This window comes from Nocardioides sp. WG-D5 (genome assembly GCF_054031175.1).
In genome coordinates this window covers 2,165,440-2,191,572 of sequence record NZ_CM132928.1, presented here as the reverse complement: position 1 = coordinate 2,191,572, position 26,133 = coordinate 2,165,440, and the positions used below count along the sequence as shown (strand labels likewise).

28 protein-coding genes are annotated in these 26,133 nt (G+C 69.3%); 17 read left to right on the top strand and 11 right to left on the bottom strand.

The genetic code is table 11. From position 1 onward, the window contains the following. Positions 1-30: 30 nt before the first annotated feature. From ACWZJV_RS10715 to pstB, 5 genes are all read left to right on the top strand, one after another. Entirely contained in the window at positions 31-897 is an 867-nt protein-coding gene (locus tag ACWZJV_RS10715; protein WP_008360632.1) for an NUDIX hydrolase, read from the top strand. Positions 898-1,074: 177 nt separating this feature from the next. Beyond that, the gene (locus ACWZJV_RS10710) at positions 1,075-2,172 is read left to right on the top strand and encodes a phosphate ABC transporter substrate-binding protein PstS (RefSeq protein ID WP_457181406.1); all 1,098 of its coding nucleotides are present in this window, start codon (positions 1,075-1,077) and stop codon (positions 2,170-2,172) included. Positions 2,173-2,272: 100 nt separating this feature from the next. Further along, the gene (gene pstC / locus ACWZJV_RS10705) at positions 2,273-3,241 is read left to right on the top strand and encodes a phosphate ABC transporter permease subunit PstC (protein ID WP_457181405.1); all 969 of its coding nucleotides are present in this window, start codon (positions 2,273-2,275) and stop codon (positions 3,239-3,241) included. Further along, complete coding sequence (pstA, locus tag ACWZJV_RS10700; protein WP_457181404.1) at positions 3,238-4,317, top strand: phosphate ABC transporter permease PstA; 1,080 nt, start codon at positions 3,238-3,240, stop codon at positions 4,315-4,317. Before pstC ends, pstA begins: the two co-directional genes overlap by 4 nt. A 9-nt stretch (positions 4,318-4,326) precedes the next feature. Then, positions 4,327-5,100, top strand: a complete 774-nt coding sequence (pstB, locus tag ACWZJV_RS10695; RefSeq protein ID WP_008360641.1) for a phosphate ABC transporter ATP-binding protein PstB — start codon at positions 4,327-4,329, stop codon at positions 5,098-5,100. Positions 5,101-5,193: 93 nt separating this feature from the next. Here the strand turns inward: pstB and ACWZJV_RS10690 are convergent, their stop codons facing one another. The 3 genes from ACWZJV_RS10690 to ACWZJV_RS10680 all read right to left on the bottom strand — a co-directional run bounded on the left by ACWZJV_RS10690 (position 5,194) and on the right by ACWZJV_RS10680 (position 9,101). Then, positions 5,194-6,195 carry an inorganic phosphate transporter gene (locus ACWZJV_RS10690; RefSeq protein ID WP_008360643.1) on the bottom strand — a complete coding sequence of 334 codons (1,002 nt, stop codon included), beginning with the start codon at positions 6,193-6,195 and terminating at the stop codon, positions 5,194-5,196. 10 nt (positions 6,196-6,205) lie between these two features. Beyond that, entirely contained in the window at positions 6,206-6,823 is a 618-nt protein-coding gene (locus ACWZJV_RS10685; RefSeq protein ID WP_008360644.1) for a DUF47 domain-containing protein, read from the bottom strand. A gap of 82 nt (positions 6,824-6,905) precedes the next feature. Beyond that, entirely contained in the window at positions 6,906-9,101 is a 2,196-nt protein-coding gene (locus ACWZJV_RS10680) for an RNA degradosome polyphosphate kinase (protein WP_008360645.1), read from the bottom strand. A 117-nt stretch (positions 9,102-9,218) separates the two neighbouring features. On the opposite strand from ACWZJV_RS10680, the gene ACWZJV_RS10675 reads away from it, so the two are divergent. Then, entirely contained in the window at positions 9,219-10,277 is a 1,059-nt protein-coding gene (locus ACWZJV_RS10675; RefSeq protein ID WP_457181403.1) for an alpha/beta hydrolase, read from the top strand. Positions 10,278-10,295: 18 nt separating this feature from the next. Here ACWZJV_RS10675 and ACWZJV_RS10670 read toward each other — a convergent pair whose 3' ends face one another. Together ACWZJV_RS10670 and ACWZJV_RS10665 are read right to left on the bottom strand one after the other, a co-directional pair. Further along, a complete protein-coding gene (locus tag ACWZJV_RS10670; RefSeq protein WP_457181402.1) occupies positions 10,296-12,926 on the bottom strand; it encodes a hypothetical protein in 2,631 nt (876 codons plus the stop codon). A gap of 105 nt (positions 12,927-13,031) precedes the next feature. Continuing rightward, positions 13,032-13,391 (bottom strand): DsrE family protein, encoded by a 360-nt coding sequence (locus ACWZJV_RS10665; protein WP_008360650.1) that lies wholly within the window; start codon positions 13,389-13,391, stop codon positions 13,032-13,034. A 60-nt stretch (positions 13,392-13,451) separates the two neighbouring features. Here ACWZJV_RS10665 and ACWZJV_RS10660 point away from each other — a divergent pair, with 60 nt between their 5' ends. From ACWZJV_RS10660 to ygfZ, 3 genes are read left to right on the top strand one after another with little or no spacing between them, the layout of a single operon-like run. After that, the gene (locus ACWZJV_RS10660; protein ID WP_008360651.1) at positions 13,452-13,955 is read left to right on the top strand and encodes an FABP family protein; all 504 of its coding nucleotides are present in this window, start codon (positions 13,452-13,454) and stop codon (positions 13,953-13,955) included. Positions 13,956-13,960: 5 nt separating this feature from the next. Next, entirely contained in the window at positions 13,961-14,392 is a 432-nt protein-coding gene (locus ACWZJV_RS10655; protein WP_008360653.1) for a Fur family transcriptional regulator, read from the top strand. A 9-nt stretch (positions 14,393-14,401) separates the two neighbouring features. After that, positions 14,402-15,361, top strand: a complete 960-nt coding sequence (gene ygfZ / locus ACWZJV_RS10650; RefSeq protein WP_457181401.1) for a CAF17-like 4Fe-4S cluster assembly/insertion protein YgfZ — start codon at positions 14,402-14,404, stop codon at positions 15,359-15,361. A 323-nt stretch (positions 15,362-15,684) separates the two neighbouring features. On the opposite strand, the gene ACWZJV_RS10645 is transcribed toward ygfZ, so the two are convergent. Genes ACWZJV_RS10645 through ACWZJV_RS10635 form a run of 3 tightly spaced genes read right to left on the bottom strand, consistent with a single transcriptional unit; the run spans position 15,685 to position 18,239 of the window. Continuing rightward, positions 15,685-16,653, bottom strand: coding sequence for an ADP-ribosylglycohydrolase family protein (locus tag ACWZJV_RS10645; RefSeq protein ID WP_457181400.1), 969 nt, complete (start codon positions 16,651-16,653; stop codon positions 15,685-15,687). Between the two features lie 11 nt (positions 16,654-16,664). Continuing rightward, positions 16,665-17,483, bottom strand: coding sequence for a mycothiol synthase (mshD, locus tag ACWZJV_RS10640; RefSeq protein ID WP_457181398.1), 819 nt, complete (start codon positions 17,481-17,483; stop codon positions 16,665-16,667). 9 nt (positions 17,484-17,492) lie between these two features. After that, positions 17,493-18,239 (bottom strand): response regulator transcription factor, encoded by a 747-nt coding sequence (locus ACWZJV_RS10635; protein WP_008360662.1) that lies wholly within the window; start codon positions 18,237-18,239, stop codon positions 17,493-17,495. A 125-nt stretch (positions 18,240-18,364) separates the two neighbouring features. Between ACWZJV_RS10635 and ACWZJV_RS10630 the strand changes: the two genes are divergently transcribed. Beyond that, entirely contained in the window at positions 18,365-18,631 is a 267-nt protein-coding gene (locus ACWZJV_RS10630; protein ID WP_008360663.1) for a MoaD/ThiS family protein, read from the top strand. Positions 18,632-18,698: 67 nt separating this feature from the next. Here the strand turns inward: ACWZJV_RS10630 and ACWZJV_RS10625 are convergent, their stop codons facing one another. Next, a complete protein-coding gene (locus ACWZJV_RS10625) occupies positions 18,699-19,136 on the bottom strand; it encodes an Hsp20/alpha crystallin family protein (RefSeq protein ID WP_008360666.1) in 438 nt (145 codons plus the stop codon). 94 nt (positions 19,137-19,230) lie between these two features. On the opposite strand from ACWZJV_RS10625, the gene ACWZJV_RS10620 reads away from it, so the two are divergent. The 6 genes from ACWZJV_RS10620 to ACWZJV_RS10595 all read left to right on the top strand — a co-directional run bounded on the left by ACWZJV_RS10620 (position 19,231) and on the right by ACWZJV_RS10595 (position 22,846). Further along, the gene (locus ACWZJV_RS10620) at positions 19,231-19,521 is read left to right on the top strand and encodes a MerR family transcriptional regulator (RefSeq protein ID WP_040755911.1); all 291 of its coding nucleotides are present in this window, start codon (positions 19,231-19,233) and stop codon (positions 19,519-19,521) included. A gap of 29 nt (positions 19,522-19,550) precedes the next feature. Beyond that, positions 19,551-20,012 carry a thioredoxin family protein gene (locus tag ACWZJV_RS10615; protein WP_457181397.1) on the top strand — a complete coding sequence of 154 codons (462 nt, stop codon included), beginning with the start codon at positions 19,551-19,553 and terminating at the stop codon, positions 20,010-20,012. A gap of 242 nt (positions 20,013-20,254) precedes the next feature. After that, positions 20,255-20,716, top strand: coding sequence for a DUF4395 domain-containing protein (locus ACWZJV_RS10610; RefSeq protein ID WP_457181396.1), 462 nt, complete (start codon positions 20,255-20,257; stop codon positions 20,714-20,716). A 37-nt stretch (positions 20,717-20,753) separates the two neighbouring features. After that, positions 20,754-21,602 carry a sulfurtransferase gene (locus ACWZJV_RS10605; protein ID WP_457181395.1) on the top strand — a complete coding sequence of 283 codons (849 nt, stop codon included), beginning with the start codon at positions 20,754-20,756 and terminating at the stop codon, positions 21,600-21,602. Between the two features lie 2 nt (positions 21,603-21,604). Then, entirely contained in the window at positions 21,605-21,904 is a 300-nt protein-coding gene (locus tag ACWZJV_RS10600; protein WP_008360673.1) for a DUF1416 domain-containing protein, read from the top strand. A gap of 117 nt (positions 21,905-22,021) precedes the next feature. After that, positions 22,022-22,846, top strand: a complete 825-nt coding sequence (locus ACWZJV_RS10595) for a 3-keto-5-aminohexanoate cleavage protein (protein ID WP_457181394.1) — start codon at positions 22,022-22,024, stop codon at positions 22,844-22,846. 149 nt (positions 22,847-22,995) lie between these two features. Here the strand turns inward: ACWZJV_RS10595 and ACWZJV_RS10590 are convergent, their stop codons facing one another. Further along, positions 22,996-23,568: a TetR/AcrR family transcriptional regulator gene (locus ACWZJV_RS10590; RefSeq protein ID WP_457181393.1), complete on the bottom strand. Its 573-nt coding sequence runs from the start codon at positions 23,566-23,568 to the stop codon at positions 22,996-22,998. A 111-nt stretch (positions 23,569-23,679) separates the two neighbouring features. On the opposite strand from ACWZJV_RS10590, the gene ACWZJV_RS10585 reads away from it, so the two are divergent. Continuing rightward, positions 23,680-24,831, top strand: coding sequence for an FAD-dependent oxidoreductase (locus ACWZJV_RS10585; protein WP_457181392.1), 1,152 nt, complete (start codon positions 23,680-23,682; stop codon positions 24,829-24,831). Between the two features lie 9 nt (positions 24,832-24,840). Here the strand turns inward: ACWZJV_RS10585 and cysC are convergent, their stop codons facing one another. Beyond that, the gene (cysC, locus tag ACWZJV_RS10580; protein ID WP_457181391.1) at positions 24,841-26,034 is read right to left on the bottom strand and encodes an adenylyl-sulfate kinase; all 1,194 of its coding nucleotides are present in this window, start codon (positions 26,032-26,034) and stop codon (positions 24,841-24,843) included. Positions 26,035-26,133 lie beyond the last annotated feature (99 nt).

Below are 26,133 nucleotides of genomic sequence, written 5' to 3'. Positions count from 1 at the left end.
CCGGTCGCCCATCCGACATACCCTGTGTCCATGCCCGAGATCCCGGCCGCCGGCGTAGTGGTTTTTCGCGAGCACCAAGACCTGCCCGAGGTAGTGCTGGTCCACAGACCCAAGTACGACGACTGGTCCTTCCCCAAGGGCAAGGTCGATCCCGGCGAGACGGTGCCGGTGACCGCGATCCGTGAGGTGCGCGAGGAGACCGGCCTCCAGGTCGCCCTCGGCCGCCCGCTCCGGACGCAGCGCTATCCCGTCGAGGCGGGGCAGAAGGTGGTCCACTACTGGGTGGGTCGCACCGCTGCCGGAGCCGACGACGACGTCGACAGCTACCAGATCAACGACGAGATCGACGAGGTCGAGTGGATGCCGGTGGAGAAGGCCCGCAAGCGGCTCACCTACCCGCACGACCGGGAGACGCTGCAGCAGGCCGAGGACGTACGCCACCCCACCACGCCGCTCGTGATCCTCCGCCACGCCTCGTCCCTCGGTCGTTCGGCCTGGTCCGGTGAGGACTCGGAGCGGCCGCTCGACGACACCGGGCGGGCCCAGGCGGTCACGCTGGCCGGCCTGCTGATGGCCTACGACATCCGCCGGGTGATCACCTCGACGAGCGTCCGCTGCACGCAGTCCGTGGCGCCGTATGCCGGCCTCGCCGGCATCGCGTCCGAACAGATGAGACTGCTCAGTGAGGAGGGCGCCAAGGGAGGTAGCGTGTCGGCCTTGGCCGCGGACATCCTGCGTGACCTGGCCGTTCCGACGGTGATCTGCACGCACCGGCCGGTGCTGCCGTGGGTCTTCGAAGGGCTGGGCGTGCGCGACCCGAAGCTGGCGAAGGGCGAGCTGATGGTCCTGCACGTGCAAGAAGGTGAAGTGCGGGCTGTTGAGGCATTTCAGGCCTAACAGAGGCTTGAGGCCTGCCTGTTCATCTCCTGTGCCCGGAACTGACACTGATTTGCCACCGACTTTGTGTCCCTCGTTAAGCCTGCGTTCACCTTCACCGAGTTTCCCGTCCACCTCGGCTACCTACGGTCATCGCGACAACTCCGAATCGACTGCTTCATCAATCAGGAGACTTGCGTGAACACCACCTCGCTGCGCCGGGCACTCGTCCCGGGCATCACGGCTGCGGCCCTTGCTCTTGCGATCAGCGCCTGTGGCGCCGGCAACGAGCCCACGGGCGGCGGTAGCGAAGAAGGCTCCCTCTCGGGCACCATCAAGGGTGGCGGCGCTACCTCGCAGGAGAAGGGCCAGGCGGCTTGGACCGCCGGCATGCAGGACGCGAACCCGGACCTCAGCGTCGTCTACGAGCCGGTCGGTTCCGGCTCCGGCCGTGAGGGCTTCATCTCCGGCGGTTACCTCTTCGCGGGCACCGACTCCGCTCTCAACGACGAAGAGGGCGAGCTGACCAAGGCCAAGGAGAAGTGCGGCGGCGACCCGATCCAGGTCCCGGCGTACGTCTCCCCGATCGCCGTGGCGTTCAACCTCGAGGGTGTCGACGAGCTGAACCTCGACGGCGCGACCCTCACCGGCATCTTCTCGGGCAAGATCACCAAGTGGAACGACAAGGCGATCGCTGCGCTCAACCCGGACGCCGAGCTTCCCGACAGCGCCATCACCCCGGTTCACCGCTCCGACGACTCCGGTACGCAGGAGAACTTCACCAAGTACCTCGAGGCCGCCGGTGGCTGGACCGAGGAGCCGGACGGTGAGTGGCCCGCCAGCATCAAGGTCGGCGAGGGCGCCGACGGCACCTCCGGTGTCGTGACCGCGCTCTCCGGCGCCGGCTACATCGGCTTCCTGGACGAGTCCGCCGCGCGCGAGAACGACCTGGCCACGGTCAACATCAAGGTCGGCGAGGACTACGTCGCGCCGTCCGCCGACGCCGCTGCCAAGGTTCTGGCCGCGTCGAAGCCTGCCGGTCTGTCCGACAACGACATGGCCTACGACCTCGCCCGCGACACCACCGAGGCCGGCGTCTACCCGGTCGTGCTGGTCTCCTACCTGCTGGCCTGCCCGACCTACGAGAACGCCGAGGACGCGGCCAACGTGAAGGGCTACCTGGAGTACATCCTCTCCGAGGAGGGCCAGGAGGTCTCCGCCGAGGAGGCCGGCTCCGCGCCGCTCGACCGCACGATCGCAGACAAGGCCGTCGACCTCGTCGGCTCGATCAAGTAAGCGCTGACTAGTCTGACGTGATCGCCGTTCGGGCGGTGGCTGCGGCCGCCGCCCGTACGGCTGTCTTGAGAACCGAAACAAGAAAGTCGAGGAATGCCTTGTGACTGTCGCCGCTGACCCCGGCGCCGACCCTGGCGCCGGTGCTGACCCTGGCCAGAAGTCGGAGCTCTCCGGCCGTGGCTCGGTGGGTGATGTCGTCTTCCGAGGCCTCGCCGTTGCCGCTGCCTCCCTGATCCTGGTGGCGCTGGCAGCCGTCTTCATCTTCCTGGGGATCGAGGGCGTCCCGGGCTTCAACGTGGACGCGCAGCACTACAGCGGTCAGGGCTCGTTCATGGGCCTGGTCGTCCCCCTGCTGTTCGCGACCATGTACGCCGCCGTCCTGGCCCTGATCATCGCGGTGCCGTTCTCCGTGGCGATCGCCCTGTTCATCAGCCACTACGCGCCGCGCCGGATCGCGATCCCGGTGGCCTACGTCATCGACCTGCTCGCCGCCGTGCCGTCGGTCGTCTTCGGCCTGTGGGGTGCGGTCGCGCTGGGTCCCTACCTGGTGCCGGCCCACGCCTGGCTGGCCGACAACCTCGCCTGGCTGCCGTTCTTCGACGGCCAGCCCTCCGGCAACGGTCGCACGCTGTTCACCGCCTCGATCGTGCTCGCCGTGATGATCCTTCCGATCATCACCTCGATCTGCCGCGAGGTCTTCGCGCAGACGCCGCGACTGCACGAGGAGGCAGCCCTGGCGCTCGGCGCCACCCGCTGGGAGATGATCCGCTACGCGGTCTTCCCCTACGCCCGCTCGGGGATGGTGTCCGCGGTGATGCTCGGCCTCGGTCGTGCTCTCGGTGAGACCATGGCGATCGCGATGATCGCCTCGCCGAAGGTCGTGATCTCGCTGTTCATCGTCGGCACCCAGAACCCGCAGACCATCGCGGCGTACATCGCGCAGGGCTACAAGGAGAGCACGCCCGACCGGCTGTCCGTGCTGATCGCGACCGGCCTCGTGCTGTTCGCCTTCACGTTCCTGATCAATGCGCTCGCCCGCTGGATCGTCGCCCGAGGGAGGGCCAAGTGAGCAACATCGACCCTTCGACAAGCTCAGGACACCGCCTCTCCAACGAAGAGACGCAGCTGTCCCACGCCACGCTTCCGCGTGGTGCCCAGTGGCTGGTCGGCATCGCTGCGATCGCGCTCGGGGGCCTGGCTCTGGTGCTCGGCGTGAGCATCGTCGGGGCCGCCGTCATCGGTGTGCTGGCCTTCCTCATCGGCTACCCCCTGTGGGCCCTGCTGGTGGAGAACAAGCGCTCGGCGACCGACAAGCTCATCACCGGGCTGGTGTGGACCGCCTTCGGGGTCGCGGTCATCCCGCTGATCTGGCTGGTCTACATGGTCGTCGCCCGCGGCGCCGCCACCATCAACCCGGAGTTCCTCACCTACTCGATGCGCTCGGTCACCGGCGACGAGCAGGGCGGTCTCTACCACGCGCTGACGGGCACCCTGATCGTCACCGGCATCGCCGCGCTGATCTCGATCCCGATCGGCATCATGACCGCGATCTACCTGATCGAGTACGGCAAGGGCAACCGCCTCGCCAAGGCGATCACATTCCTGGTCGACGTCATGACCGGCATCCCGTCGATCGTGGCGGGTCTGTTCGCGTTCGCGCTCTTCACCCTGATCGTCGGGCCGGGCACGCGTTTCGGCTTCGGCGGCGGTGTCGCGCTCTCGCTGCTGATGATCCCGACGGTCGTCCGTTCCACCGAGGAGATGCTCAAGCTGGTCCCCGACGACCTGCGGGAGGCTGCGTACGCGCTCGGGGTGCCGAAGTGGCGCACCATCACCCGGATGGTGCTCCCGACCGCCATCGGCGGCATCGTCACCGGTGTCGTGCTCGCGATCTCGCGCGTGATCGGCGAGACCGCTCCACTGCTGGTCGCCTCGGGCTTCAACCCGAACATGAACACCAGCGCTTTCGACGACAGCCCGATGATGACCGTGCCAGTCTTCATCTACACCCAGCTGTCCGAGGCCACGCACAAGGGCGTCGAGTACGCCTGGGGTGGAGCACTGGTGCTCTTCATCCTCGTCATGGTCCTCAACCTCATCGCCCGTATCGTCGGCACGATCTTCGCCCCCAAGACCGGGCGCTAGGAGAAACACATGTCCATTCAAGTCAAGGACGCCAGCATCTTCTACGGCGACTTCAAGGCCGTCGAGGACGTCTCCATGTCCATCAAGCCGAAGTCGGTGACGGCCTTCATCGGGCCGTCCGGCTGCGGCAAGTCGACCTTCCTGCGCACCCTCAACCGGATGCACGAGGTCATCCCCGGTGCGTACGTCGAGGGCAAGATCCAGATCGCCGGCCAGGACATCTACGGTCCGAACGTCGACCCGGTGGCGGTTCGTCGCAAGGTCGGCATGGTCTTCCAGCGGCCGAACCCGTTCCCGACGATGTCGATCTACGACAACGTGCTCGCCGGCAACAAGCTGAACTCCAAGCGGATCAAGAAGGCCGAGGCCGACTCGATCGTGGAGAAGGCGCTGCGCGGCGCCAACCTGTGGAACGAGGTCAAGGACCGCCTCGGCAAGCCCGGCATGGGCCTCTCCGGTGGTCAGCAGCAGCGGCTCTGCATCGCCCGCGCGATCGCGGTCCAGCCCGAGGTGCTGCTCATGGACGAGCCGTGCTCGGCCCTCGACCCGATCTCGACCGCGGCGATCGAGGACCTCATCCACGAGCTGAAGTCCGACTACACGATCGTGATCGTGACCCACAACATGCAGCAGGCCGCCCGTGTCTCCGACGACACCGGCTTCTTCAACCTGAAGGCCGCCGGCCAGCCGGGTCACCTGGTGGAGTTCAACCCCACCAAGCAGATGTTCACGAACCCGGACAACCCGGACACCGAGGCGTACATCTCGGGTCGGTTCGGCTAAATCTGGTGAAGCCGAGTCGGCGCATCTGACCCCGTGCCTCGCGAAGCGAAGCGAGCGAGAGGGGTCGGATGCGCCGACTCGGCGTGTCGTCGTCTACGGCAGCTGAAACACGAAGTGGCAGATCAGGTAGGTCAGCGCCGCGACACCGCCGGCGGCCGGGAAGGTGAAGATCCAGGCAGCGACGATGGACTTCGCGATACCCCAGCGGACCGCGGAGAACCGCTTGGTCGCGCCGACACCCATGATCGCCGAGGTGATCGTGTGGGTGGTCGAGATCGGGGCCTCCCAGACGTACGCCGTCGTGTAGAGCACCGAGGCGGCGACCGACTCGGCGGCGAAGCCGCGGGAGGGGTCGAGGTGGATGATGCGACGGCCGAGGGTGCGCATGATGCGCCAGCCGCCGGACATCGTGCCGAGCGAGATGGCGGTGGCGGCCGCGGCGATCACCCAGAACGGGAGATCGTCGCCCTCGGAGAGGAAGCCGCCGGTGACCAGGGCGAGGAAGATGACGCCCATCGTCTTCTGGGCGTCCTGGAGACCGTGACCGAGCGCCATCGCGGCGGCCGAGATGGTCTGGGCGATCCGGAAGCCCTTCTGCGCCTTGTGCTGGTTGGCACGGCGGAAGATCCACATGATCGCGAGCATCACGCCGAAGCCGAGGCCGAAGGCGACGAACGGCGAGACGAACATCGGGATGACGACCTTCTCCAGGACCGTCCACCAGTTGACGAACGCGCCGGCGGCGATCGCCGAGCCGGCCAGACCGCCGATGAGCGCGTGCGACGAGGACGAGGGCAGCCCGAAGTACCAGGTGATCATGTTCCAGGCGATCGCGCCGAGCAGGCCGGCCATCACGACTGTCAGACCATGGGCACCCGATGGTGGCGTGATGGTGTCGGAGACGGTGTGGGCGACCTTCTGGCCCAGGAAGGCGCCGACGAAGTTCATCACCGCCGCAAGCAGGAGGGCGATGCGCGGTGTGAGCGCTCGCGTGGACACGGAGGTCGCGATGGCGTTGGCGGCGTCGTGGAAGCCGTTGGTGTAGTCGAAGACCAGGGCGACGACGACCACCGCGATGACAATGGCGAGTTCCATCTGAGCAGGCTCAGGATTCCTTGACGGCGATCTGCTCGACGGTGTTCGCGACCTTCTCGAAACCGTCGATCGCGTCCTCGAGGGACTCCACGATGTCCTTCAGCTTGAGGACCTCGAGTGCCTCGTACTCACCGGAGAAGAGCTTGGCGAGGATGCGGCGGTGGTTCTTGTCGCCCTGGTTCTCGAGACGGTTGATCTCGATCCAGTACTCCGAGAGCTCCTTCATGGAGCGGAGGTTGGGCATCGCCGACGCGGTCAGCTCCGCGCAGCGCTGGAGCACGGTCACCTGGTCGGAGAGCTCCGGGGGCAGGATGTTGACGCCGTAGACGAAGATCTGGTCGACGACCTCGTCCATCGAGTCCATCACGTCGTCGAGACCGGAGCCGAGGGCGTAGATGTCCTCGCGGTCGAACGGCGTGACGAAGGTGGAGTTGACCTTCTTGATCAGCTCGTGGGTGGTCTCGTCGGCGGCATGCTCCGCGTCGCGCATGCGACGCGCGACGTCCTCACGGTCGGCATTGTCGCTGAGCATCTCGGCGAGCAGCGAGACGCCGCCGACGAGGTGGTTGGCGGACTCGGTGAACAGGTCGTAGAACGACGTGTCGACCGGGCGGATTCGGAAACGCACGGGGGGCTCCTGGCTGGATGAGGCAGACCTGCGGGCTCATGTTAGGCGAGTCCGCTTGACACGACGAAAGCCAGGGGCGTGTTCAGCCCGCCGAGGCGCGCCTGCGCTGCCGCTGGCGTGCGATCAACATCGCCTGGAGATGGTCGGGAGCGTGGTTGCGGGTCCACGTTCCGTCCGAGCCGAGGATCCAGGCGTCGGTCGACGGTTCGAATGCCAGGTCGAACAGTGCGCCTACCTCCGCCACGAGCTCCGGGGTGGGGAGACGTACGAGGGCCTCGACCCGGCGGTCGAGGTTGCGGTGCATCATGTCGGCCGAGCCGATCCAGGCGCTCGGGCCGTCCCCGTCGTCGGCGGAGCCGTTCTCGAACCAGAAGATCCGGGAGTGCTCCAGGAACCTGCCCAGGATCGAGCGCACCTCGATGGTCTCGCTGAGCCCCTCCACGCCCGGGCGCAGCGCGCAGATGCCGCGCACCAGCAGCTGGACGGGCACGCCTGCCTGGGAGGCCAGGTAGAGCGCGTCGATGACGGCCTCGTCCACGACGGAGTTGGCCTTGAGGCGGATCCGTGCCGGCCGCCCCGCCAGATGGTGGGCGATCTCGGCGTGGATCTGCTCGATCAGGCCGCTGCGTACGTTTCCGGGCGCGACGAGAAGCTGCTCGTACGTCGCCTCCCGGCTCCAACCGGAGAGGTTGTTGAACAGGTGGGCGACGTCCTCGCCGATGTTCTCGTCGGTGGTGATCAGGCCCATGTCCTCGTAGAGCCGGGAGGTCTTGGGGTTGTAGTTGCCGGTGCCGATGTGGGTGTAGCGGCGGATGGTGCCGTCGGGCTCCTCGCGCACCACCATCGCCAGCTTGCAGTGGGTCTTCAGGCCGACCAGGCCGTAGACCACGTGGCAGCCGGCCTGCTCGAGCTTGCGCGCCCAGCGGATGTTGGCCACCTCGTCGAAGCGCGCCTTGATCTCGACGAGCACCAGGACCTGCTTGCCGGCCTCGGCGGCATCGATCAGGGCGTCGATGATGGGGGAGTCGCCGGAGGTGCGGTAGAGGGTCTGCTTGATCGCGAGCACCCGCGGGTCGGCCGCCGCCTGCTCGATGAAGCGCTGCACGCTGGTCGCGAACGAGTCGTAGGGGTGCTGGAGGAGGATGTCGCCGCGGCGGGCCGCCTTGAAGACGTCGACCGGCGCGGCGCTCTCGACCGGGGCCAGAGCCGGGTGGGTCGTCGGCACGAAGGCCGGATACTTCAGCTGCTCACGGTCGATGTCGGCGATGCCGTGCAGCCCGCGCAGGTCGAGCGGACCGGGCAGCCGGAAGACCTCCTTGTCGGAGATGCCGAGCTCGGAGACCAGCAGGTCGAGGGTCGAGTCGGTCATCGACTCCTGCACCTCGAGGCGTACGGGAGGGCCGAAGCGCCGCCTGAGCAGCTCCTTCTCCAGCGCGGTGAGGAGGTTCTCGGCGTCGTCCTCCTCGACCTCGAGGTCCTCGTTGCGGGTCACCCGGAAGGTGTGCACCTCGAGGATCTCCATGCCCGGGAAGAGCTTGTGGAGCCGCTCCCGCATGATCTCCTCGAGCGGCACGAACCGGTCGTCGCCCAGCGGCACGAAGCGGGTGAAGATCGGCGGCACCTTCACGCGGGCGAAGTGCTTCTTCTTCGTCTTCGGGTCTCGCAGTCGGACCGCGAGGTTGAGCGAGAGGCCGGAGATGTAGGGGAACGGGTGGGCCGGGTCGACCGCCAGCGGCGTCAGCACCGGGTAGACCCGCTCCTTGAACAGCTTCTTGCAGGCCTTGACCTCCTCGGGGGTGAGGTCCTCCCAGTGCAGCAGCTGGATGCCCTCCCCGAGCAGCGCCGGCTTCACCTTGTCGCGGAACACCTCGGCATGCCGCTCGGAGAGCTCCCGGGTCTTCCTCCAGATCAGCTCGAGGACCTCGCGCGGCATCAGCCCCGAGGCTGCCCGCACCGCCACCCCTGCCGCGATCCGCCGCTTCAGCCCGGCGACGCGGACCATGAAGAACTCGTCGAGGTTGGAGGTGAAGATCGCCAGGAAACGTACGCGCTCCAGCAGCGGCAGCGTGTCGTCCTCCGCCAGCTCCAGCACCCGCTCGTTGAACCGCAGCCAGGACAGCTCGCGGTCGAGGAACCGGTCCTCGTACTTCTCGACCTCGGCCAGCGCCTCATGGTCCGGGATGTATTCGGGCTCGACGTCGAACGGCTGGTCGGGAACCGCGGTCAGACTCACGGTGTCCTCGGCCGAGCGGGTGGGGGCCTGCGGGTCGAGACTCATGGGGTCAGTCTTTCATCCGAGGGTGGGTTTGAGACCGGCGATTCCACCGTACGTGCAGACGATCGTCTGGTGAACTACCTGCTACACGATGTCCCTGGTAACCGGTAGTTTGGGTGCATGTCGATTCTTGAGCGTGCGTCGTCCGTGATCGATCCGCTGGTGGCGCCTGTGGTGACCCCGATCAAGGGGCTCGCATTCGCGGCCGCGTTGAACCTGCCGGCCGCGGTGCAGCGGCGGATCGTCGGCAAGCCGGTGACGTACGACGGGCAGACGCTCGCCGTGGACACGCAGATCATGCTCGCGCTGATGAAGGTGTCGGGCGAGCCGGACCCGTCGACGCTGCCGATCCCGAAAGGGCGGGTGGCGCTGCTGCGGCAGTCGCAGCTCGGTGGCGGTCGCCAGGAGATCGGGTCGGTGCGCGAGCTGTGGGTCGCAGGCCTGAAGGCGCGGCTCTACGTCCCCGAGGGTGTTTCGGGCAACGCTCCGCTGCTGGTCTTCCTGCACGGCGGCGGCTTCATCTTCGGTGACCTCGACAGCCACGACGCTCCCTGCCGGCTGCTGGCCAGCGAGTCGGGGGTCAAGATCCTCTCGGTCGACTACCGGCTGGCGCCGGAGTCGCCGTTCCCGGCGGCGTACGACGACTCGGTCGCGGCGTTCCGCTGGGCCGTCGAGCATGCGGCCGAGCTCGGCGCGGACCCGGCCCGGATCGGCGTCGGCGGCGACTCCGCCGGCGGCAACCTGGCGGCCGGCGTCGCGCTCGCGGTCGGCGAGGCGTGCGCGTTCCAGCTGCTCATCTACCCGGTGACGCAGTCGGAGGCAGCCACCCGCAGCCGCGAGGATCTCCGCGAGGGCTTCTACCTGACCGCCGACTTCATCGCGGCCGCCACCGACAACTACCTGCCCCAGGGCATCGACCGCCGCGACCCGCGCCATGCTCCGCTGCACGCCGAGATCCCGACGAGCGGGGTCGCCCCGGCCTACGTCGCGACCGCGGGTTTCGACCCGCTGCGCGACGAGGGCGAGGCGTACGCCGTCAAGCTCGAGGAGGCCGGGGTCAAGGTCGCGCACAAGCGCTTCGCCGACCAGATCCACGGGTTCCTGAACGTGGTCGGCGCCGGACGTACGTCACGTGCTGCTGTGCTCGAGATCGCTCGGGTTCTGAAGGACAACTTGTAACGAACTGAGCGACGGCGCTCAGCCGGCCATGTCGGGGCGCCAGCGGAGCACCTCGCGCTGGAACGCCTCGGGGTCGACCATCGACTTGTCGACCTGGACCGCACCGGCCTCGTCGGTGTTGAACTCGACGACCCACTCGTCGGTGGCCGGCTCACCCTTGATGGTGATGTCGGTGTGGGTGTCGTAGAGGTCGTAGGTGTGGGTCTGCTCGTCCTTGCGTACGTCGAGCACACCCTCCTCGGTGACCGTGACGGTGCTCTCGGTCATGAGCGAGCCGTCCTCGGGCTTGAAGGTGCGGACGGTGAGCTTCTTGGTGCCGGACGGCTCGCCCTCCAGGTCGGCGTCAGACGCGTCGTCGGCGGCCTTGCTGGGCTCGGGCACGGTGTCGGCGCCGGGGATCTTGGCGCCGGGGAACCTGCCGGACTCGGCGAGCTTCACCGCTGCCAGCCAGCCGCTCGAGCGCTGGGGGAGCGAGTCGCTCGGGGTGTCGGGCAGGTCGGCCTGGCCTGCGGCCGCGTCGTTGGACGGCGCCGCCTTCTTGTTGCCCTGCTTCTTGCCGGTCGGGCGCTCGGGCAGGTTCACGGGCGCCGTCGGGGGACCGGCCGTGGGCGTGGCCGATGAGCCGACCGGCGCGGGGGCGGTGGTCGTGTCGGACTGGACCGGCTCGAGAGGCTCGACCACGAGCGGCTCGGCAGGAGCGTCCGGGATGGGCTGGCTCGCCTCGGGCGGGTTCGGGGTCGCGGCGAGGGTGAGCTCGAGGGCCTGCATCGCCCGCTTGTTGGTGCTGCCGCCCTTGACCGCGAGCATGACGGCCTCGCGCAGGTCGGCGAGCTGCTTGGCGAGCTGGGCGCTGCGGCGCTCGGCGATCTGCCGGTCCACGATGGCCTGCTCGACCAGCTGGGTGTTGTGCAGGATCGAAGCCTCGACGGCCTGACGGTCGATCGCCTTCTGACCGGCGACCTCCTCGGCCTCGGCGCGCAGGCGTACGGCCTCGGCTGCCTGCTCCTGGACCTCGGCGAGACGGTTCATCATCTCCGTCATCCGGCGCTCGGCCTCTTCGCGCTCACGGGCCTGTCCGGTGATGACCTCGGTCATCGACTCATGGGCGGTACGCAGCGCGGTCTCCGCCGCGCGACGACCCTCGTTGGCCTCGGTGGCAGCGCGCTCGGCGGCGCGCCGGCCCTCCAGCGCCTGGACGGCGAGATCGGCGTGCTCGGAGGCGCGCTGGTCGGCCGCCATCCGGGCGATGTTGGCGGCCTCGGCCGCCTGCTCGGCCTGCGAGGCGAGCTCGGTGAGCTGCCGGTAGCGCTCCTCGTTCTCGTTGGCCTCGTGCGCGGCGGCAGCAGCGAACTCGGCGTACTGCTTCGCGCTCTTCTCGGCCTCGAGGCGGGCGTCGTTGGCGGCGTCGGCGGCCTTGAAGGCGCGCAGCGCCGCCTCCTCCGCCTCGGTGCGGGCGGCGAGCGCCTCGGCAGCCACGGCGTACTGGTCGGCTGCGGCGGCCTCGGCCGCGGCCCGGGTCATCGCGTGGTCCTCGGCGTTGGCGTCGGCGGCCTTGCGCTCCTCGAAGGCCTCCTTCGCCGCTTCCTCGGCCTTGGCGCGGGCGGTCGCTGCCTCCTCGGCGGCGGCGTAGGCGGCCTCGGCGGCGGCTTCGGCCTCCTTGCGGGCCTGCTCGGCCCTCTCGGCCTGGGTCGCCATCGCGACCGCGGACTCCTCGGCCGTGATGCGAGCGGCTGCCGCCTTCTCGGCCTCGGTCGCACGGTCGTTCGCGGCCTGCTCGGCGGCCTGGCGCGCGGTGAACGCAGCCAGCGCCTCGTCGGCCCGGCCGGCCGCGGCCGCGTCGGCCTCCTCGCGCATCCGCGCGAGCTCCTCGGAGCGGGCGTCGGCCGCGGTGCGGGCGGTGTAGGCGGCCTCGGCCGCTGCCTCTGCCTCGCTGCGGGCCTCGTAGGCGGCGCGTGCCTCGTCGGCGGCCTTGCGGGCAGCCTTCTCGGCTGCCGCCAGCGCGTCGCGAAGCTCGTCCATCTCCTCGAGGCGGTCCTCGGCGGCCGCCTCGGCGACGCTGCGCGCGGCGTAGGCGGCCTTGGCCAGCTCGGCGTGCTCGGCGGCCTTCGTGTGGGCCTCGGCTGCGGCGGCGGCTGCGGCGGCGGCCTCCTCGGCCTTGGCGCGGGCGGCCTCCTCGGCCTCGCTGCGTGCGCGGGTCTGCTCCTCGGCCGTGCGGGCGGCCTCGAGGAGGCGACGCTCGGCGGCTTCCAGCTCCTTGCCCCTCGCGACCGCGGCCTCCTCGGCCTCGGCGCGCTCCTTGGCACGGGTGTCGGCGAGCTTCTCGGCCTCGACCCGGGCGCGGGCGTACTCCTCGGCAGCCTTCTCCGCGACCTCACGCGCCTGGTGGGCGTCGGCGGCCAGCTCGGCGTGGAGCTTGGCGGTCTCGTCGGCCTTGGCGCGGGCGGTCGCGTGCTGGGCGGCGGACTCCTCGGCCACCAGCCGCTCGGCCGCCTGCTCGGCTGCCGCCTGCTCGGCTGCGATGCGAAGTGACTCGGCCGCGGCGGCCGCGCGGGCCAGCTCCGCAGCGCGCGCCGTCAGGTCCTCGTCGTCACCCGGCTGGGCGGCCGAATCCCGGCTCCACCACTTGCCACTGGGGGTCTGCGTGCTCACGAGGGTGAATGCTAACGGCGAAGTAGGCAGCGTGTGGAGTCTCCGAGAGGATTAACACGCGTGCTACCTGGAACTACATGGGTGTAATTCCGGACGGTGTCGAATTCAGTAGACGAGAGCCTGCACGCCGTCGCGGAGGATCTCCTCGGCGAACACGACCGCACCCTTGATGGTGACGCCCTTGATCAGGTCGTCCTCGGTGAGGTCTCGACGGGAGGCGCACTGGCTGCACACGGTGACCTCGCCGGCCTCGATGACCAGTGCGATCAGCTCCTGCAGCGGCGCCGCGTTCTCCAGCGTGAATTCCTCGGCACGCCCGGGCACCGCGAACCACGTCGCCTCACCGGTGAGCCACAGCGACACCTTCGCACCGGCGGTCGCGGCCGCCGAGGCGACCGTGAAGGCCTGGTTCGTACGCTCGGGCGCCTCGGCGCCCACGGTCACCTTCACCACGAGTTCTTGCATGCCGAGCACATTAGCGCTTGCGTTTCGGGTCGTAGGCGACGTACGGCCTAAACTCGGGGTGTGGCTTTCGAACTTCCGGAGAACCTTCACCCCGACGCGGGTCCCTGCGCATGGATGCTCGGCACCTGGCAGGGCAACGGGCACGGTGACTATCCGACGATCGACAAGTTCGAGTTCGGTCAGGAGCTGATCTTCACCCACGACGGCCGGCCGTTCTTCCACTACTTCTCGCGCTCGTGGATCATCGACCCCGAGACCGGCGAGAAGGTGCGCGACGCCGCGCTCGAGACCGGCTTCCTGCGCTTCCGCCCCGAGGGCGAGGTCGAGTGGGTGATGACGCACAGCAGCGGCATCGTCGAGATCTGGTACGGCAAGGCCGAGGGCGGCAAGCTCGACATCGTCACCGACGCGGTCGCCCGCACGGAGACGGCCAAGGAGTACACCGCCGGCAAGCGGCTCTACGGCAACGTCGAGGGCGACCTGCTCTACGCGTACGACATGGCCGCGATGGGTCAGGCGCTGCAGCCGCACCTGTGGGCGCGGCTCAAGCGGGTCCCCAAGTAGTCGCGATGACCGAGGCGGCTGAGGACTGGCGCGAGGCCCTTCGGGCGAAGGGCTATCGACTCACGCCCCAGCGCGAGCTGGTCCTCGGAGCCGTCGAGCGACTGCGGCACGCCACCCCCGAGGAGGTGCTCGCGGTCGTGCGCGAGTCCTCCTCCGCGATCAACCTCTCCACCGTCTACCGCAACCTCGAGGTGCTCGAGGAGCTGGGTCTGGTGCGCCACGCCCACCTGGGCGAGCGCGCCTCGACCTACCACTCCGTCTCCGGGCGTCCGCATTTTCATGCCGTGTGCAGGAAGTGTCAGAAGGTCACGAGCGTTGACCCCTCTGTGGCCGACGGAATCTGCGAGCGGCTGCGCGAGGAGTACGCCTTCGAGGCAGATGTCGCTCATCTGACCGTCTTCGGGGCGTGCGTCGACTGTTCTTCAGAGCCCACGTAGGAGCACAGCATGATGACTGCCAGCCCGCTTCTGTCCCTGCCCGGCGCCGTCGCCGGCGATGGGGCCGACGCACCTGTCGCCGCGCACTACGGATCGTTCAACCTGGAGCAGCGGACGCTGGCCTCCGGTGAGGGCTTCGTCGACCTCTCCCACCGTGATGTGGTGCGGATCGCGGGGCCCGACCGGCTGACCTGGCTGCACTCGCTGACCTCGCAGGCGTTCGAGGGGCTGGCCCCAGGCGCCTGGACCTCGGCCCTGATCCTGTCGCCGCAGGGACATGTGGAGCACTTCTTCTCGGGCGTCGACGACGGCACCGCCTTCCTGGCGTGGACCGAGCCGGGCGCCGGTTCGGCGCTGGTCGACTACCTGGAGCGGATGAAGTTCTGGTCCGACGTGACCGTGACGGCGGAGCCGTCGCAGGCCTCCGTCTGGCGTCCCTCGCAGGGCTACTCGTTCGTCCCCCGCGAGTCCTTGGAGAAGTACGCCGCTGCCGCGGGCCCCGCCTGCGGGTTCTGGGCGTTCGAAGCTCTCCGGATCGAGCGTGGTGAGCCGCGGTTCGGCGTCGACACCGATGCGCGCACGATCCCCAACGAGGTCGGCTGGGTGCCGGGGGCCGCGGACGTGGCCGGCCCCGAGTACGCGGTCCACCTCGACAAGGGCTGCTACCGCGGCCAGGAGACCGTCGCTCGCGTGCACACGCTGGGCCGTCCGCCGCGGCGCCTGGTCCTGCTCCACCTCGACGGCTCCGAGAACCGGCTGCCTGTCGCCGGCTCCGAGCTCGTCTTCGGGGAGAAGACGGTGGGCTTCGTCGGTTCGTCCGCTCGGCACCACGAGCTCGGCCCGATCGCGTTGGGGCTGGTCAAGCGCAACGTACCTGTGGACGCGCAGCTCGTCGTGGACGGGATGCCCGTCGCTCAGGAGGTCCTCGTCGACCCCGAGATCGGCCTCCACATCCGCCCGCTCCGGTGATCGGCCGGGTGGAGCCTGTCGGCGGCGAATGAACGTTCGTTCGCCCGACTCAGTCGCTCCGCCGACACTTGTGAAGGGTTCGGGGAAACCCAGATAGGGCGTAGGCCGATCTGGGATGCTCCCGCCATGTCTGAGACTGAACTCGGCGCCCCCATGAATCCCGGCGCGGCGCCGAGTCGCTCGGGAGACTTGTTCACAGTCTGGGTCGCTCGTTCCGAGCAGCTGCTGGACTACCTGCCCGGGCTGGGTACGGCGCTGCTGATCACCGGAACTCTCAGCGTGATGGCGTTGTTACTGGTCCTCGGCGCGGCCGGGCTGAGCGCTCAGGAGCCAGTGCGCCCGGCGGCCACGGCGTCGAGGGCGAGGGTGGCGAGGAAGTCGCCGGGGATGCCGGGGTAGCCGTGGCTGAGCTTGCGCCACTCGGCCGGGACGGCGGAGGCGCCCCAGCGGGCGCCGAGGAGGCCGCCGGCGATGGCGGCAACCGTGTCGGTGTCGTTGCCGATCCGGATGGCGGTGTTGAGGGCCTCGACATAGTGCTCGGGTCCGGTGGCCGGGGTCTGGGCGATCGAGGACCAGGCAGCTTGCAGCGCGGTGACGACCCAGCCGTTGGGGTTGAAGGTCGCAGGCGGCGCAGTCTCCGCCTCGTCGAGCTTCTCGGTCCAGAAGGACGCCTCGGCGGGGGAGAGGAGGGAGAGGCCGGAGCGTACGTCGAACTCGCCGTGCATCACCGCGTGCTCGATCGCCAGGGACCAGAGGACGCAGCCGGACTGGGCATGCTCGTCCCAGTGCGTGAGCGCGCTCACTGCCGCGGCCGCCTCGGCGACAGCGGGGCGGTCACCGAGATAGGGAAGGGGGACCGGAGCCGTACGCATCAGGGAGCCGTTGCCGCCGGTGTGACCGGTCATCTCGTGCAACTTCTCCGAGACCTGCCGCAGGTCAGCCGCGGTCGGCGCGGGACCGGCCGTGTTGAGCACGCGTGCGGTCTGGTTGCCGATGTCCTTCGGGTCCGACTCGGCCCAGGTCCGGAAGTTGCGGGCGACCGCGGTCAGACCGTCCTCGCTGCGCAGGTCGAGCCCGCTGGCGGCAGCGTCGAGGATGCACCACGCCATCGTGGTGTCGTCGGTCCACTCCCCGGGCGCGAACGGGCCGAGCCCGCCGCCGAGCATCTGCGCCTTCTCGTCCGCCCCGAGCGGGGGCCGGTCGAACTCGTAGTGAGCCCCGAGCGCATCCGCCACCGCGGTCCCGACGATGGCCCCGACGGCCCGGTCACTCTGAGACTCGTTCAGTTCCACGCGACCAGACACTAGCTGCGCGTGTACTGGACGTGCGTGTCCGCCGCGGCCCGGGTGAAGCCGAGCCCTTCGTAGAGACGTACGGCCGGGGTGTTGTCGCCCTCGACGTAGAGATGGATCGCATCCACCCCGGCATCTGCCAGGTGACGCAGCCCGAGGAGGGTGACCAGCTTGCCGAGGCCGCGACCCTGGGCGGCGGGGTCGACGCCGACGACATAGACCTCGCCCTCGGTCTCGCTGTGGCGCTTGGTCCAGTGGAACGCGAGGAGCTTCTCGCCCTCCCACGCGGTGACCAGCCCCGATGCGTCGAACCACGGCTCCGACATCCGCTCCCGCAGCCCGGCCTCGTCGAGCGAGCCCTGCTCGGGATGGTGCGCGAAGGCGGCGGCGTTGACGCGGAGCAGCTCGGCCTCGTCACCGGGCTCGAAGCTGCGTACGACGATCCCCTCGGCGGGCTCGGGAGCGGCCGGCAGCCCGGCAGCGGGGCGCCGCATCACCCACAGCTCACGCGTACGCTCCCAGCCCTGCTTCGCGGCCAGCGCAGCTGCGGCCGGGTTGTCACCGTGCGACCACGCCGTCGTCCCGGCTGGAACCGAAGGCGCGCGGAGCAGCAGCTGACGCCCCAGCCCCACGCCGCGATGCTGGGTGAGCACCACCAGCGACAGCTCGGTGCCGATCAACAGCCCGAAGCCACGTACGTCCCCCCAGATCGTGGCGTCCTCCGGACGGTTGCGCAGCGTGAGCAGGGTCGCCTCGTCGAGCGGTGCCACCCCGTCGTACGCCTCGGTCGCCCTCGCGATGTCCAGGACCTGCTCGACGCTGAGTGCCATGGGAGCAGCCTAGGCGTCGGCCCCCAGGCGAGGAGACGGGGCCAGCCGGGCGCCGTCGGCGGCGGCCTCGTTGTTCTTCGAGGGCAGCACGAAGCGGTAGCCGACGTTGCGGACGGTGCCGATGAGGGTCTCGTTCTCGGGGCCGAGCTTGGCGCGGAGGCGACGTACGTGGACGTCGACGGTGCGGGTGCCACCGAAGTAGTCGTAGCCCCACACCTCCTGCAGCAGCTGCTGGCGGGAGAAGACGCGGCCGGGGTGCTGGGCGAGGAACTTCAGGAGCTCGAACTCCTTGAAGGTCAGGTCGAGCGGGCGGCCGCCGATCTTGGCGGTGTAGGTGGCGTCGTCGACCACGACCTCGCCGGAGCGGATGACGTGGGCCTCGGGGTCGGAGGCCTCACGGGCAGCCGAGTTGCGGCCGATCGCGAGCTTGATCCGGGCCTCGAGCTCGGCCGGGCCACAGGTGTGCAGCACGACGTCGTCCATGCCCCAGTCGTGCGAGACGACCGCGAGGCCACCCTCGGTGGCGATCAGCAGAACGGGGATGTCGGTGCCGGTCGTGCGGATCAGACGACACAGGTCGCGGGCCTGGGCGAGGTCCTGTCGGCCGTCCACCAGCAGCAGGTCGGAGTCCGGCGCCTCGAGGAGCGCGCTACCTTCAGCAGGAAGGATCTTCACTTGGTGGCCGAGGAGCGAGAGCCCCGGAAGGACGTCTGCCGAAGGCTGGAGCGAACTGGTCAGCAAAAGGAGCGAGCTCATTGGGGGTGCCTCTCGGTCAGAGAAAGAGGAGCACCGAAACGCAACATTGAGCCTCGGTGAGGTGATCGTTGGACCATATTAACGAAACCTCGCGGTGACATAGGAAGGTTGTCCACGAGAAAGTGATGAACGTTATAGAGGTCCGCTACTGGGCGGCAGCCAAGTCGGCGGCCGGAACCGCCTCCGACCAGATCGAGGTCGACGGTCCGTTGACCCTGGCCGAGGTCGTACGCCGTGCCGCGGAGCTGCACGCCGGCACCCGCCTGCCCGAGGTGCTGAAGGTCTGCTCCGCACTCATCGGCGACCGTCCCGCAGGAACGGCCGACCCCGGTGGGATCGAGGTCCCACCGGGGTCGACGGTCGAATTCCTCCCTCCGTTCGCGGGCGGCTAGGTCACAGGCTGGGGAGCCCGCTCCCGGCGACTCACCTGCGTAAGGGCCTGCCGGGGCGGGCAGGTCCTCAGCGCTCGATCGCGGCGGGCTCCGGCTTGCCGCTCGTGGCGATCTGGATCTTGCGGGGCTTGGCCTTCTCGGCGACCGGGACGACCAGGCGCAGCACGCCGGCGTCGTACGCAGCCTCGATGTGGTCGAGGTCGAGGTTGTCGCCGAGCACGAGCTGACGGCTGAAGGTGCCGCGCACGCGCTCGTTGGCCAGCATCTGCCAGTCGCCGTTCTTGGCGACCCGCTCGGCCTTCACGGTCAGTACGTTGCGCTCGACGTCGAGGTCGATGGTGTCCGGGCTGACGCCGGGAAGGTCGAACTCGATGACGAACCGGTCGCCCTCGCGCCAGGCGTCCATCGGCATCACGGCCGGGCGGTTGGTGGTGCCGCCGCCACCCAGGAGCTGCTGGGTGATGCGATCGAACTCGCGGAACGGATCGGTGCTTCGGATCAGCATGATTCCCCTCCTCACGGGATCTATATCAGCGGATACACCTTTTATATATTCCAACCGCTAGGGGATTTCAAGTCCACATGTCAGAATCGATCCTGTGAAGGAGCGAACCAGGGCCGTCTACGCCATCTCGGTGGCCGCCGAGATGGCCGACATGCAGATCCAGAACCTCCGCGTGTACGAGCGCCGGGGGCTGGTCGACCCCGCGCGCACCGCGGGCGGCACCCGGCTCTACTCCGTCGCCGACGTCGAGCGCCTCATCCGCATCCGCGACCTTCTCGCCGACGGGCTGAACCTCGCCGGGATCGCCCGCGTGCTGGCGCTGGAGGAGGACGTACGCCGCCTGGAAGTCGCCAACGAGAGGCTTCGGCGCGCCTCGGGGGAATGAGCGGCGCGCGTTACCGGTTCAATAGACACATGAGCACCGGATCCTGGATCGCCGTCATCGCGATAGCTGTCGCGCTCGCCTTCGGCGTGTTCCGGCTGCTCACCGACGGCCGCTTCCGAGGCATGAAGGAGCTCCACGTGGCCCACGAGGATCATGCGCCCGAGCCGCACGCCTGGGATGCGGTCACCGACGCGCTGGGTGAGACCGAGCTCGGTGGCCGGGCGACCCTCGTGCAGTTCTCCAGCGCCTTCTGCGCTCCTTGCCGGGCGACCCGGAGGATCCTGGGTGAGGTCGCCGAGATCGTTCCGGGCGTCGTCCACATCGAGATCGACGCCGAGCACCACCTCGACCTGGTCCGCCGCCTCGACATCATGCGGACTCCCACGACGCTGGTGCTGGACGGCGCCGGCAACGAGGTCGCCCGGGCGACCGGCGCGCCTCGCAAGGAGCAGGTGCTGAGCGCGATCCCGGCCTACGATCTCGAATCCTGACACGCTGGTCCGTATTCCGAGACATTCGTTTCGTGCCCGTCGAGCATCGCGCTACTGTCATCGCATGTTCTCGACCATGCTGACCAAGCGCCGCGCAGTGGATCACTGCCGCGTGCGCTCGGCGCTGTGTCGTTCCTGCCGCTGATTCCCTGAGATTTGTCGACGCAGTCGACCCCGGGGATCGCTCTCGCCTGTCAGGCTCGTCCTGACGACCTCCCCTTCACTCTCGCAGGAGCACACCCATGTCTGAGACTTCGAGCAAGACGGCGGCACAGGCCGGAATCGACCCTCGCGGCCCGCAGTTCACCGCGGCGCTGACCGTTGTCGTGATCCTCCTGGCTCTGCTGCTTCCGCAGCCGTGGGCTCTGGTGGTCACGGCCATCCAGACCGTGCTCTTCGCGATCGGGGCAGGTCTCGGCGTTCAGCGGACCCCTCATGCCTGGCTCTTCAAGAAGTTCGTACGTCCCCGCCTCGGTGCGCCGGACGAGCTCGAGGACCCGGCCCCGCCCCGGTTCGCCCAGGGGGTCGGCCTCGCCTTCCTCGTGGTCGCGCTCGTGGGCTACCTCCTCGGCGCCACCCTCGTGGCGCAGATCGCCCTCGGCCTCGCGCTGGTGGCGGCCGTGCTCAATGCCGTCTTCCGGTTCTGCCTCGGCTGCGAGCTCTACCTGCTGATCAGGCGACTGGGTCCTTCCCCGTCGGCCTGAGCCCTGAACGCAAGAAACACCAACGAAAGGTACCTAGATGACCCGCGAGAACTCCCTCGTCTCCGCCCAGTGGGTGGAGGAGCACCTCGATGACCCGAAGGTGGTGCTGATCGAGGTCGACGAAGACACCACCGCCTACGACAAGGGCCACATCAAGGGTGCCATCAAGCTCGACTGGACCACCGACCTGCAGGACCAGGTCCGTCGCGACTTCGTCAACAAGGACCAGTTCTCCGCTCTGCTCTCCGAGCGTGGCGTCTCCAACGACGACACCGTGGTGCTCTACGGCGGCAACAACAACTGGTTCGCCGCGTACGCCTTCTGGTACTTCAAGCTCTACGGCCACCAGGACGTCAAGCTGCTCGACGGCGGTCGCAAGAAGTGGGAGCTCGACTCCCGCGAGCTGACCGACGAGGCCGTCACCCGCGAGACGACCACCTACACCGCGCAGGAGCAGGACCACTCGATCCGCGCCTTCCGTGACGAGGTCGTCGAGGCCATCGGCACCCAGAACCTGGTCGACGTGCGGTCGCCCGACGAGTTCGCCGGCCGCCTCCTCGCCCCGGCCCACCTCCCGCAGGAGCAGGCCCAGCGCGCCGGTCACATCCCGACCGCGGCCAACGTCCCGTGGTCCAAGGCGGCCAACGACGACGGCACCTTCCGCTCCGACGAGGAGCTCAAGGAGATCTACACCGAGGCCGGCGTCGACTGGAGCAAGGACACCATCGCCTACTGCCGCATCGGCGAGCGCTCCTCGCACACCTGGTTCGTGCTCAAGGAGCTCCTCGGCCAGGAGAACGTGAAGAACTACGACGGTTCGTGGACCGAGTACGGCTCCCTCGTCGGCGTCCCGGTCGTCACCGGCGACGAGCCCGGGGAGGCCTGAGCATGTGCGGAGCAACTGAGGGTGGGCTCTCGCTCGCCGGCGTCGACGTCGCCAAGGAAGCAGTCATCCAGGGTCAGGTGACCCGTGACGGCGAGCCGGTCCACGGTGCGTACGTCCGGCTGCTCGACCGCACCGGCGAGTTCACCGCCGAGGTGCCCACCTCGGCCACCGGCCACTTCCGGTTCTTCGCCGGCGACGGCGAGTGGACCCTGCGTACGCTCGCGCCGAAGGCGGAGCCCGTGGACAAGAAGGTCCACGCCGCGGTCGGCAACGTCGCCGAGGTGACGATCCCGATCGGCTGACGATCCCTGACGTGGGAGCCCCGGTGTCACTGGCTGACACCGGGGCTCCCGCGTCGTTTTGCCATCATGCGGTGGAGATATTGCGGCGAATCGCATGAATGGCGCTAGATTGTCCGGGTGACTGGACTGCTTGTGACCGTGGCGCCGACCGGGGCGGAGACCACGAAGGAAGACTGCCCGCAGCTGCCGACGACGCTGGACGAGCTGGTGGCGACGGCCGTCGAGTGTGAAGAGGCGGGGGCGCGGATGATCCACGTCCACATCCGCGACGACGACCACGCGCCGACGCTCGACCTCGGACGGCTCACCGAGACGGTCGACGCGCTCCACGAGAAGACCGAGCTGATCGTGCAGCTCTCGACCGGCGGCTCGGTCCACGACCCGCTCGACAAGCGCCTGAAGGTGCTCGACGCCGGACCGGACTCCTGCTCGCTGACGATGGGCACCACCAACTTCGGCGACGACGTCTTCTCCAACCCGTGGCCGTTCATCACCGAGCTCTACCAGCTCACCCAGGAGCGCGGCGTGGTGCCGGAGTTCGAGCTCTTCGACCTCGGACACGTCGCCGCGCTGCAGCGGCTGCTGGGGAAGTACGGGCTGCCCGCCGGCGGCAAGGTCCACGTCGACTTCGTCATGGGCGTGCCCGGCGGTATGCCGGGCACCTCGGCGGCGCTGGTCGCGGCCGTCGCCGCCCTGCCGGCCGAGGTGACCTCGTGGTCGGCGACCGGCATCGGCCGCTCGACCCTCCCGGTCATGCTCACCTCGCTGGCCATGGGCGGTCATCTGCGGGTCGGGATGGAGGACGTCCTCACTCTCGCGAAGGGTGTCCCCGTCGACGCCAACCGCCAGCTCGTCGAGCGGGCCGTCGAGGCCGCCGCCGTCGCTCAGCGTGAGCCGATGAGCACCGACGAGGCCTGGGCGCTCCTCGGCCTCAAACGCTGACCACCCGCCGAGTCGGCGCGTCTGTCCCGTTTCAAGTCGCTGAGTCGGCGCATCTGTCCCGGTCTCCGCTGTGAACGGTCGCCGGACCGGGACATTTGCGCCGACTCGGCGGGCTTCTGCGGGACATTTGCGCCGACTCGGCATGGATTTCAGTCAGAAGGAGCCGACTCGGCGGTGAGGTAGCGGTCGATCGTCGGCGCGACCCACTCGACGATCTCGTCGGTGTCCATGTCGACGATGGGCGGAAGCACGAGTACGTAGCGGCCCAGTGCGATGCCCAGGAGCTGGGACGCAGCGAGGGCGGCGCGGCGCGGCACGTGGGACGGGTCGGGGCACACGGGGGCCACGGCACGGGCGACCTGGGCGGCGAAGATGCTCCGCATCTGCTCCGCGGCGGCGGGGTCCGAGGCGGCGCGGCGCAGGAGCGCCATCAGGGTGCCGTCGGAGTCCCACGTGCGTACGAAATGGGCGACCAGTGTCCGGCCGACCTCCTCGACGGGGATCTTGGTGAGGTCGGGCAGCGCCAGGTCGATCGCCGCGGCGGCGGTGAAGAGCTCCTCCTTGCTGCCGAAGTAGCGCATCACCATCGAGGGGTCGATCCGTGCCTCTGAGGCGATCGCGCGGATGGTGGTGCGGTCGTAACCCTGTCGCGCGAAGTGCTCGCGCGCGACGGCGAGGATGCGTTCTCGGCTCTCGGCCCCGGAGCGGCGCGTATCGGTCATGCCAACAATTGTAGGCCAACGCCTGTTGACGTCAATCACCGCGTCGCGCTACGTTGGTCAACATCAGTTGGCCAACACGCGTTGACCATCAATCAGACCAAGGAGAGCATCATGTCCACCATCACCACTGATGTCCTCGTCGCCGGCGCCGGCCCCACCGGGCTGGCGGTGGCGGCCACGCTGGCCGCGGCCGGCATCGACGTCACCGTCATCGACAACCAGGCCTCGGGCGACAACACCTCCCGGGCCGCGGTGGTCCACGCCCGCACGCTGGAGGTCCTCGCCGACCTCGGCGTCTCCGCACGCCTGGTCGAGGAGGGCATCGAGGCGCCGCGCTTCACCATCCGCGACCGCGACAAGGTCCTGGTCCCGATCCGCTTCGACGACCTGCCCAGCGAGTTCCCCTACGCCCTGATGGTCTCCCAGGCCGTCACCGAGCGCGTCCTGCTGGAGCGCCTCACCGAGCTCGGCGGTCACGTACGCCGGCCGCTCACCCTGGTCGACCTCGTCCAGGACGACACCGGCGTCACCGCCACCACCGAGGACGGCACGGAGATCCGTGCCCGCTACCTCTTCGGCGCCGACGGCATGCACTCGACCGTGCGCGACAGGGCCGGGATCGGCTTCCCGGGAGGGAAGTACGCCGAGTCGTTCAGCCTCGCCGACGTCCGCGTCGAGGGCGACCTGCCGCACGACGAGGTCATCCTCTACTTCTCGCCCGAGGGCACCCTGGTCTCCGCGCCCCTGCCCGACGGCTCGTTCCGGTTCGTCGCGCCGGTCCCCGAGGCCCCGGAGGAGCCCGACGTCGACTACGTCCAGGGCCTCCTCGACCGACGCGGCGGCGTCACGAGCCCGGCCACGGTCACCGAGGTGGTGTGGGGCTCCCGGTTCCGGGTCCACCACCGCGTCGCCGACACCTACCGTGCCGGACGGGTGCTGATCGCCGGCGACGCCGCCCACGTGCACAGCCCGGCCGGCGGCCAGGGCATGAACACCGGCCTCCAGGACGCGGTCGTGCTCGGCGAAGCCCTCGTCGCCGCGATCACCAAGGGAGACGAGGCCGCGCTCGACGACTACGCGTCCCGTCGCCGGCCGGTCGCCCAGGAGGTCATCGAGCTCTCCGACCGCCTGACCCGGTTCGGCATCGCGCAGGGGGTCCGGCGGAGCGTACGGAACCTGGTGCTGTCCACGCTCGCGCGGCTGCCGCGCTTCCGCACGATGCTCGCGTGGCGCCTGTCCGGGCTGGTCTACCGCGACCGTTGAGCGAAGGGCTCAGGCGAGGTCGAGGTAGCCGGCCTCACGCAGGCCGGCGATGACGTCCTCCAACGCCTCGTCGATCGAGCGGCCGGTGGTGTCGACCCGTACGTCGGCGTCGGCCGGCTCCTCGTAAGGAGATGAGATCCCGGTGAACTCCGGGATCTCGCCGCGTCGGGCCTTGGCGTAGAGGCCCTTGCGGTCGCGCCGCTCGCACTCCTCCAGCGGCGTGGCCACGTGCACCAGGAAGAAGGCGCCACCGGCGTCGGCGACGAAGCCGCGTACGTCTTGGCGGGTCGAGTCGAAGGGCGCGATGGGGGAGCAGACCGCGAGCCCGCCGTGGCGGGAGATCTCGGCGGCCACCCAGCCGATCCGGCGGATGTTGGTCTCCCGGTCCTCCTTGGAGAAGGTCAGCCCGGCGGAGAGGTTGCGGCGCACGACGTCGCCGTCGAGGGAGGTGACCGTGCGGGCGCCCTGCTCGAGGATCCGGTCCATCAGCGCGCGGGCGAGGGTGGACTTGCCGGAGCCGGACAGGCCGGTGAAGAAGATGACCAGGCCCTGGTCCTCGGGAGCGGGCTGGTCGGCGTCGATGACCGCGGCGATGGCGTCGGGGTAGTCGTCGGACGCCGGAGAAGCGAGCGCGTGCACCCCGTCCCCACCCGCGTACGCAGCCACGACCGCCACGCCGAGGGCATGGTCGGCCTCGGGGTCGTCGTGAGCGGCGAGCGGCACCGCGACGACGGCCGCGTCGGGCAGAGCGTCCGCCGCCAGCAGCGACGCGCGCAGCAGCGCGACGGGGGAGAGCGCGGGGGTGCCGTGCCCGACGAGGGCGAGCAGCAGCACCGGTCCGAGCTCCGCGAGCTCGGCGATCTCGGCGGTGGTCAGTGCGTCGGTGACCGGCACGACCGTCCGCCCGGCGTACGCCTTCCGGGTCTGCTCCGGGGTGAGGTAGAGCCGCCGGAACGGGCCGTAGGCGGGGGAGGAGAGGCCGGTGACCTCGCCGGCGGGCCAGGTGACGCGTGCCAGCGGGAGACCCTCGGGGTCGACGATCTCGACCGAGCCGTCCTCGGCCGCGGCCGACGCGACCGCCGACGGCAGGGCGAGGGTCAGCGGGGACCCGGGGGCGTTCAGCGGACCCGGGAGGGCGCCGGAGACGATCAGCTCGATGTCGTCGAGCTCGCGCGGGGACGGGGAGAACTGCGGCACTGGCACGGGGCAACCTTATGGGGCTCACCACGAGTCGGCGCGTTCGCACCTTGCTTTCTCGCTTCGCTCGAAAGACGGCGATGCGAACGCGCCGACTCGTGTCTC

What these genes read in the sequence shown, in the direction of transcription:
- ACWZJV_RS10715 (WP_008360632.1), top strand. Translation starts at nt 31, where the DNA reads ATGCCCGAGATCCCGGCCGCCGGCGTAGTGGTTTTTCGCGAGCACCAA.
- pstB (WP_008360641.1), top strand. Translation starts at nt 4,327, where the DNA reads ATGTCCATTCAAGTCAAGGACGCCAGCATCTTCTACGGCGACTTCAAG.
- ACWZJV_RS10690 (WP_008360643.1), bottom strand. Translation starts at nt 6,195, where the DNA reads ATGGAACTCGCCATTGTCATCGCGGTGGTCGTCGTCGCCCTGGTCTTC.
- ACWZJV_RS10680 (WP_008360645.1), bottom strand. Translation starts at nt 9,101, where the DNA reads ATGAGTCTCGACCCGCAGGCCCCCACCCGCTCGGCCGAGGACACCGTG.
- ACWZJV_RS10675 (WP_457181403.1), top strand. Translation starts at nt 9,219, where the DNA reads ATGTCGATTCTTGAGCGTGCGTCGTCCGTGATCGATCCGCTGGTGGCG.
- ACWZJV_RS10665 (WP_008360650.1), bottom strand. Translation starts at nt 13,391, where the DNA reads ATGCAAGAACTCGTGGTGAAGGTGACCGTGGGCGCCGAGGCGCCCGAG.
- ACWZJV_RS10655 (WP_008360653.1), top strand. Translation starts at nt 13,961, where the DNA reads ATGACCGAGGCGGCTGAGGACTGGCGCGAGGCCCTTCGGGCGAAGGGC.
- ygfZ (WP_457181401.1), top strand. Translation starts at nt 14,402, where the DNA reads ATGATGACTGCCAGCCCGCTTCTGTCCCTGCCCGGCGCCGTCGCCGGC.
- mshD (WP_457181398.1), bottom strand. Translation starts at nt 17,483, where the DNA reads ATGGCACTCAGCGTCGAGCAGGTCCTGGACATCGCGAGGGCGACCGAG.
- ACWZJV_RS10635 (WP_008360662.1), bottom strand. Translation starts at nt 18,239, where the DNA reads ATGAGCTCGCTCCTTTTGCTGACCAGTTCGCTCCAGCCTTCGGCAGAC.
- ACWZJV_RS10630 (WP_008360663.1), top strand. Translation starts at nt 18,365, where the DNA reads ATGAACGTTATAGAGGTCCGCTACTGGGCGGCAGCCAAGTCGGCGGCC.
- ACWZJV_RS10625 (WP_008360666.1), bottom strand. Translation starts at nt 19,136, where the DNA reads ATGCTGATCCGAAGCACCGATCCGTTCCGCGAGTTCGATCGCATCACC.
- ACWZJV_RS10615 (WP_457181397.1), top strand. Translation starts at nt 19,551, where the DNA reads ATGAGCACCGGATCCTGGATCGCCGTCATCGCGATAGCTGTCGCGCTC.
- ACWZJV_RS10610 (WP_457181396.1), top strand. Translation starts at nt 20,255, where the DNA reads ATGTCTGAGACTTCGAGCAAGACGGCGGCACAGGCCGGAATCGACCCT.
- ACWZJV_RS10605 (WP_457181395.1), top strand. Translation starts at nt 20,754, where the DNA reads ATGACCCGCGAGAACTCCCTCGTCTCCGCCCAGTGGGTGGAGGAGCAC.
- ACWZJV_RS10600 (WP_008360673.1), top strand. Translation starts at nt 21,605, where the DNA reads ATGTGCGGAGCAACTGAGGGTGGGCTCTCGCTCGCCGGCGTCGACGTC.
- ACWZJV_RS10590 (WP_457181393.1), bottom strand. Translation starts at nt 23,568, where the DNA reads ATGACCGATACGCGCCGCTCCGGGGCCGAGAGCCGAGAACGCATCCTC.
- ACWZJV_RS10585 (WP_457181392.1), top strand. Translation starts at nt 23,680, where the DNA reads ATGTCCACCATCACCACTGATGTCCTCGTCGCCGGCGCCGGCCCCACC.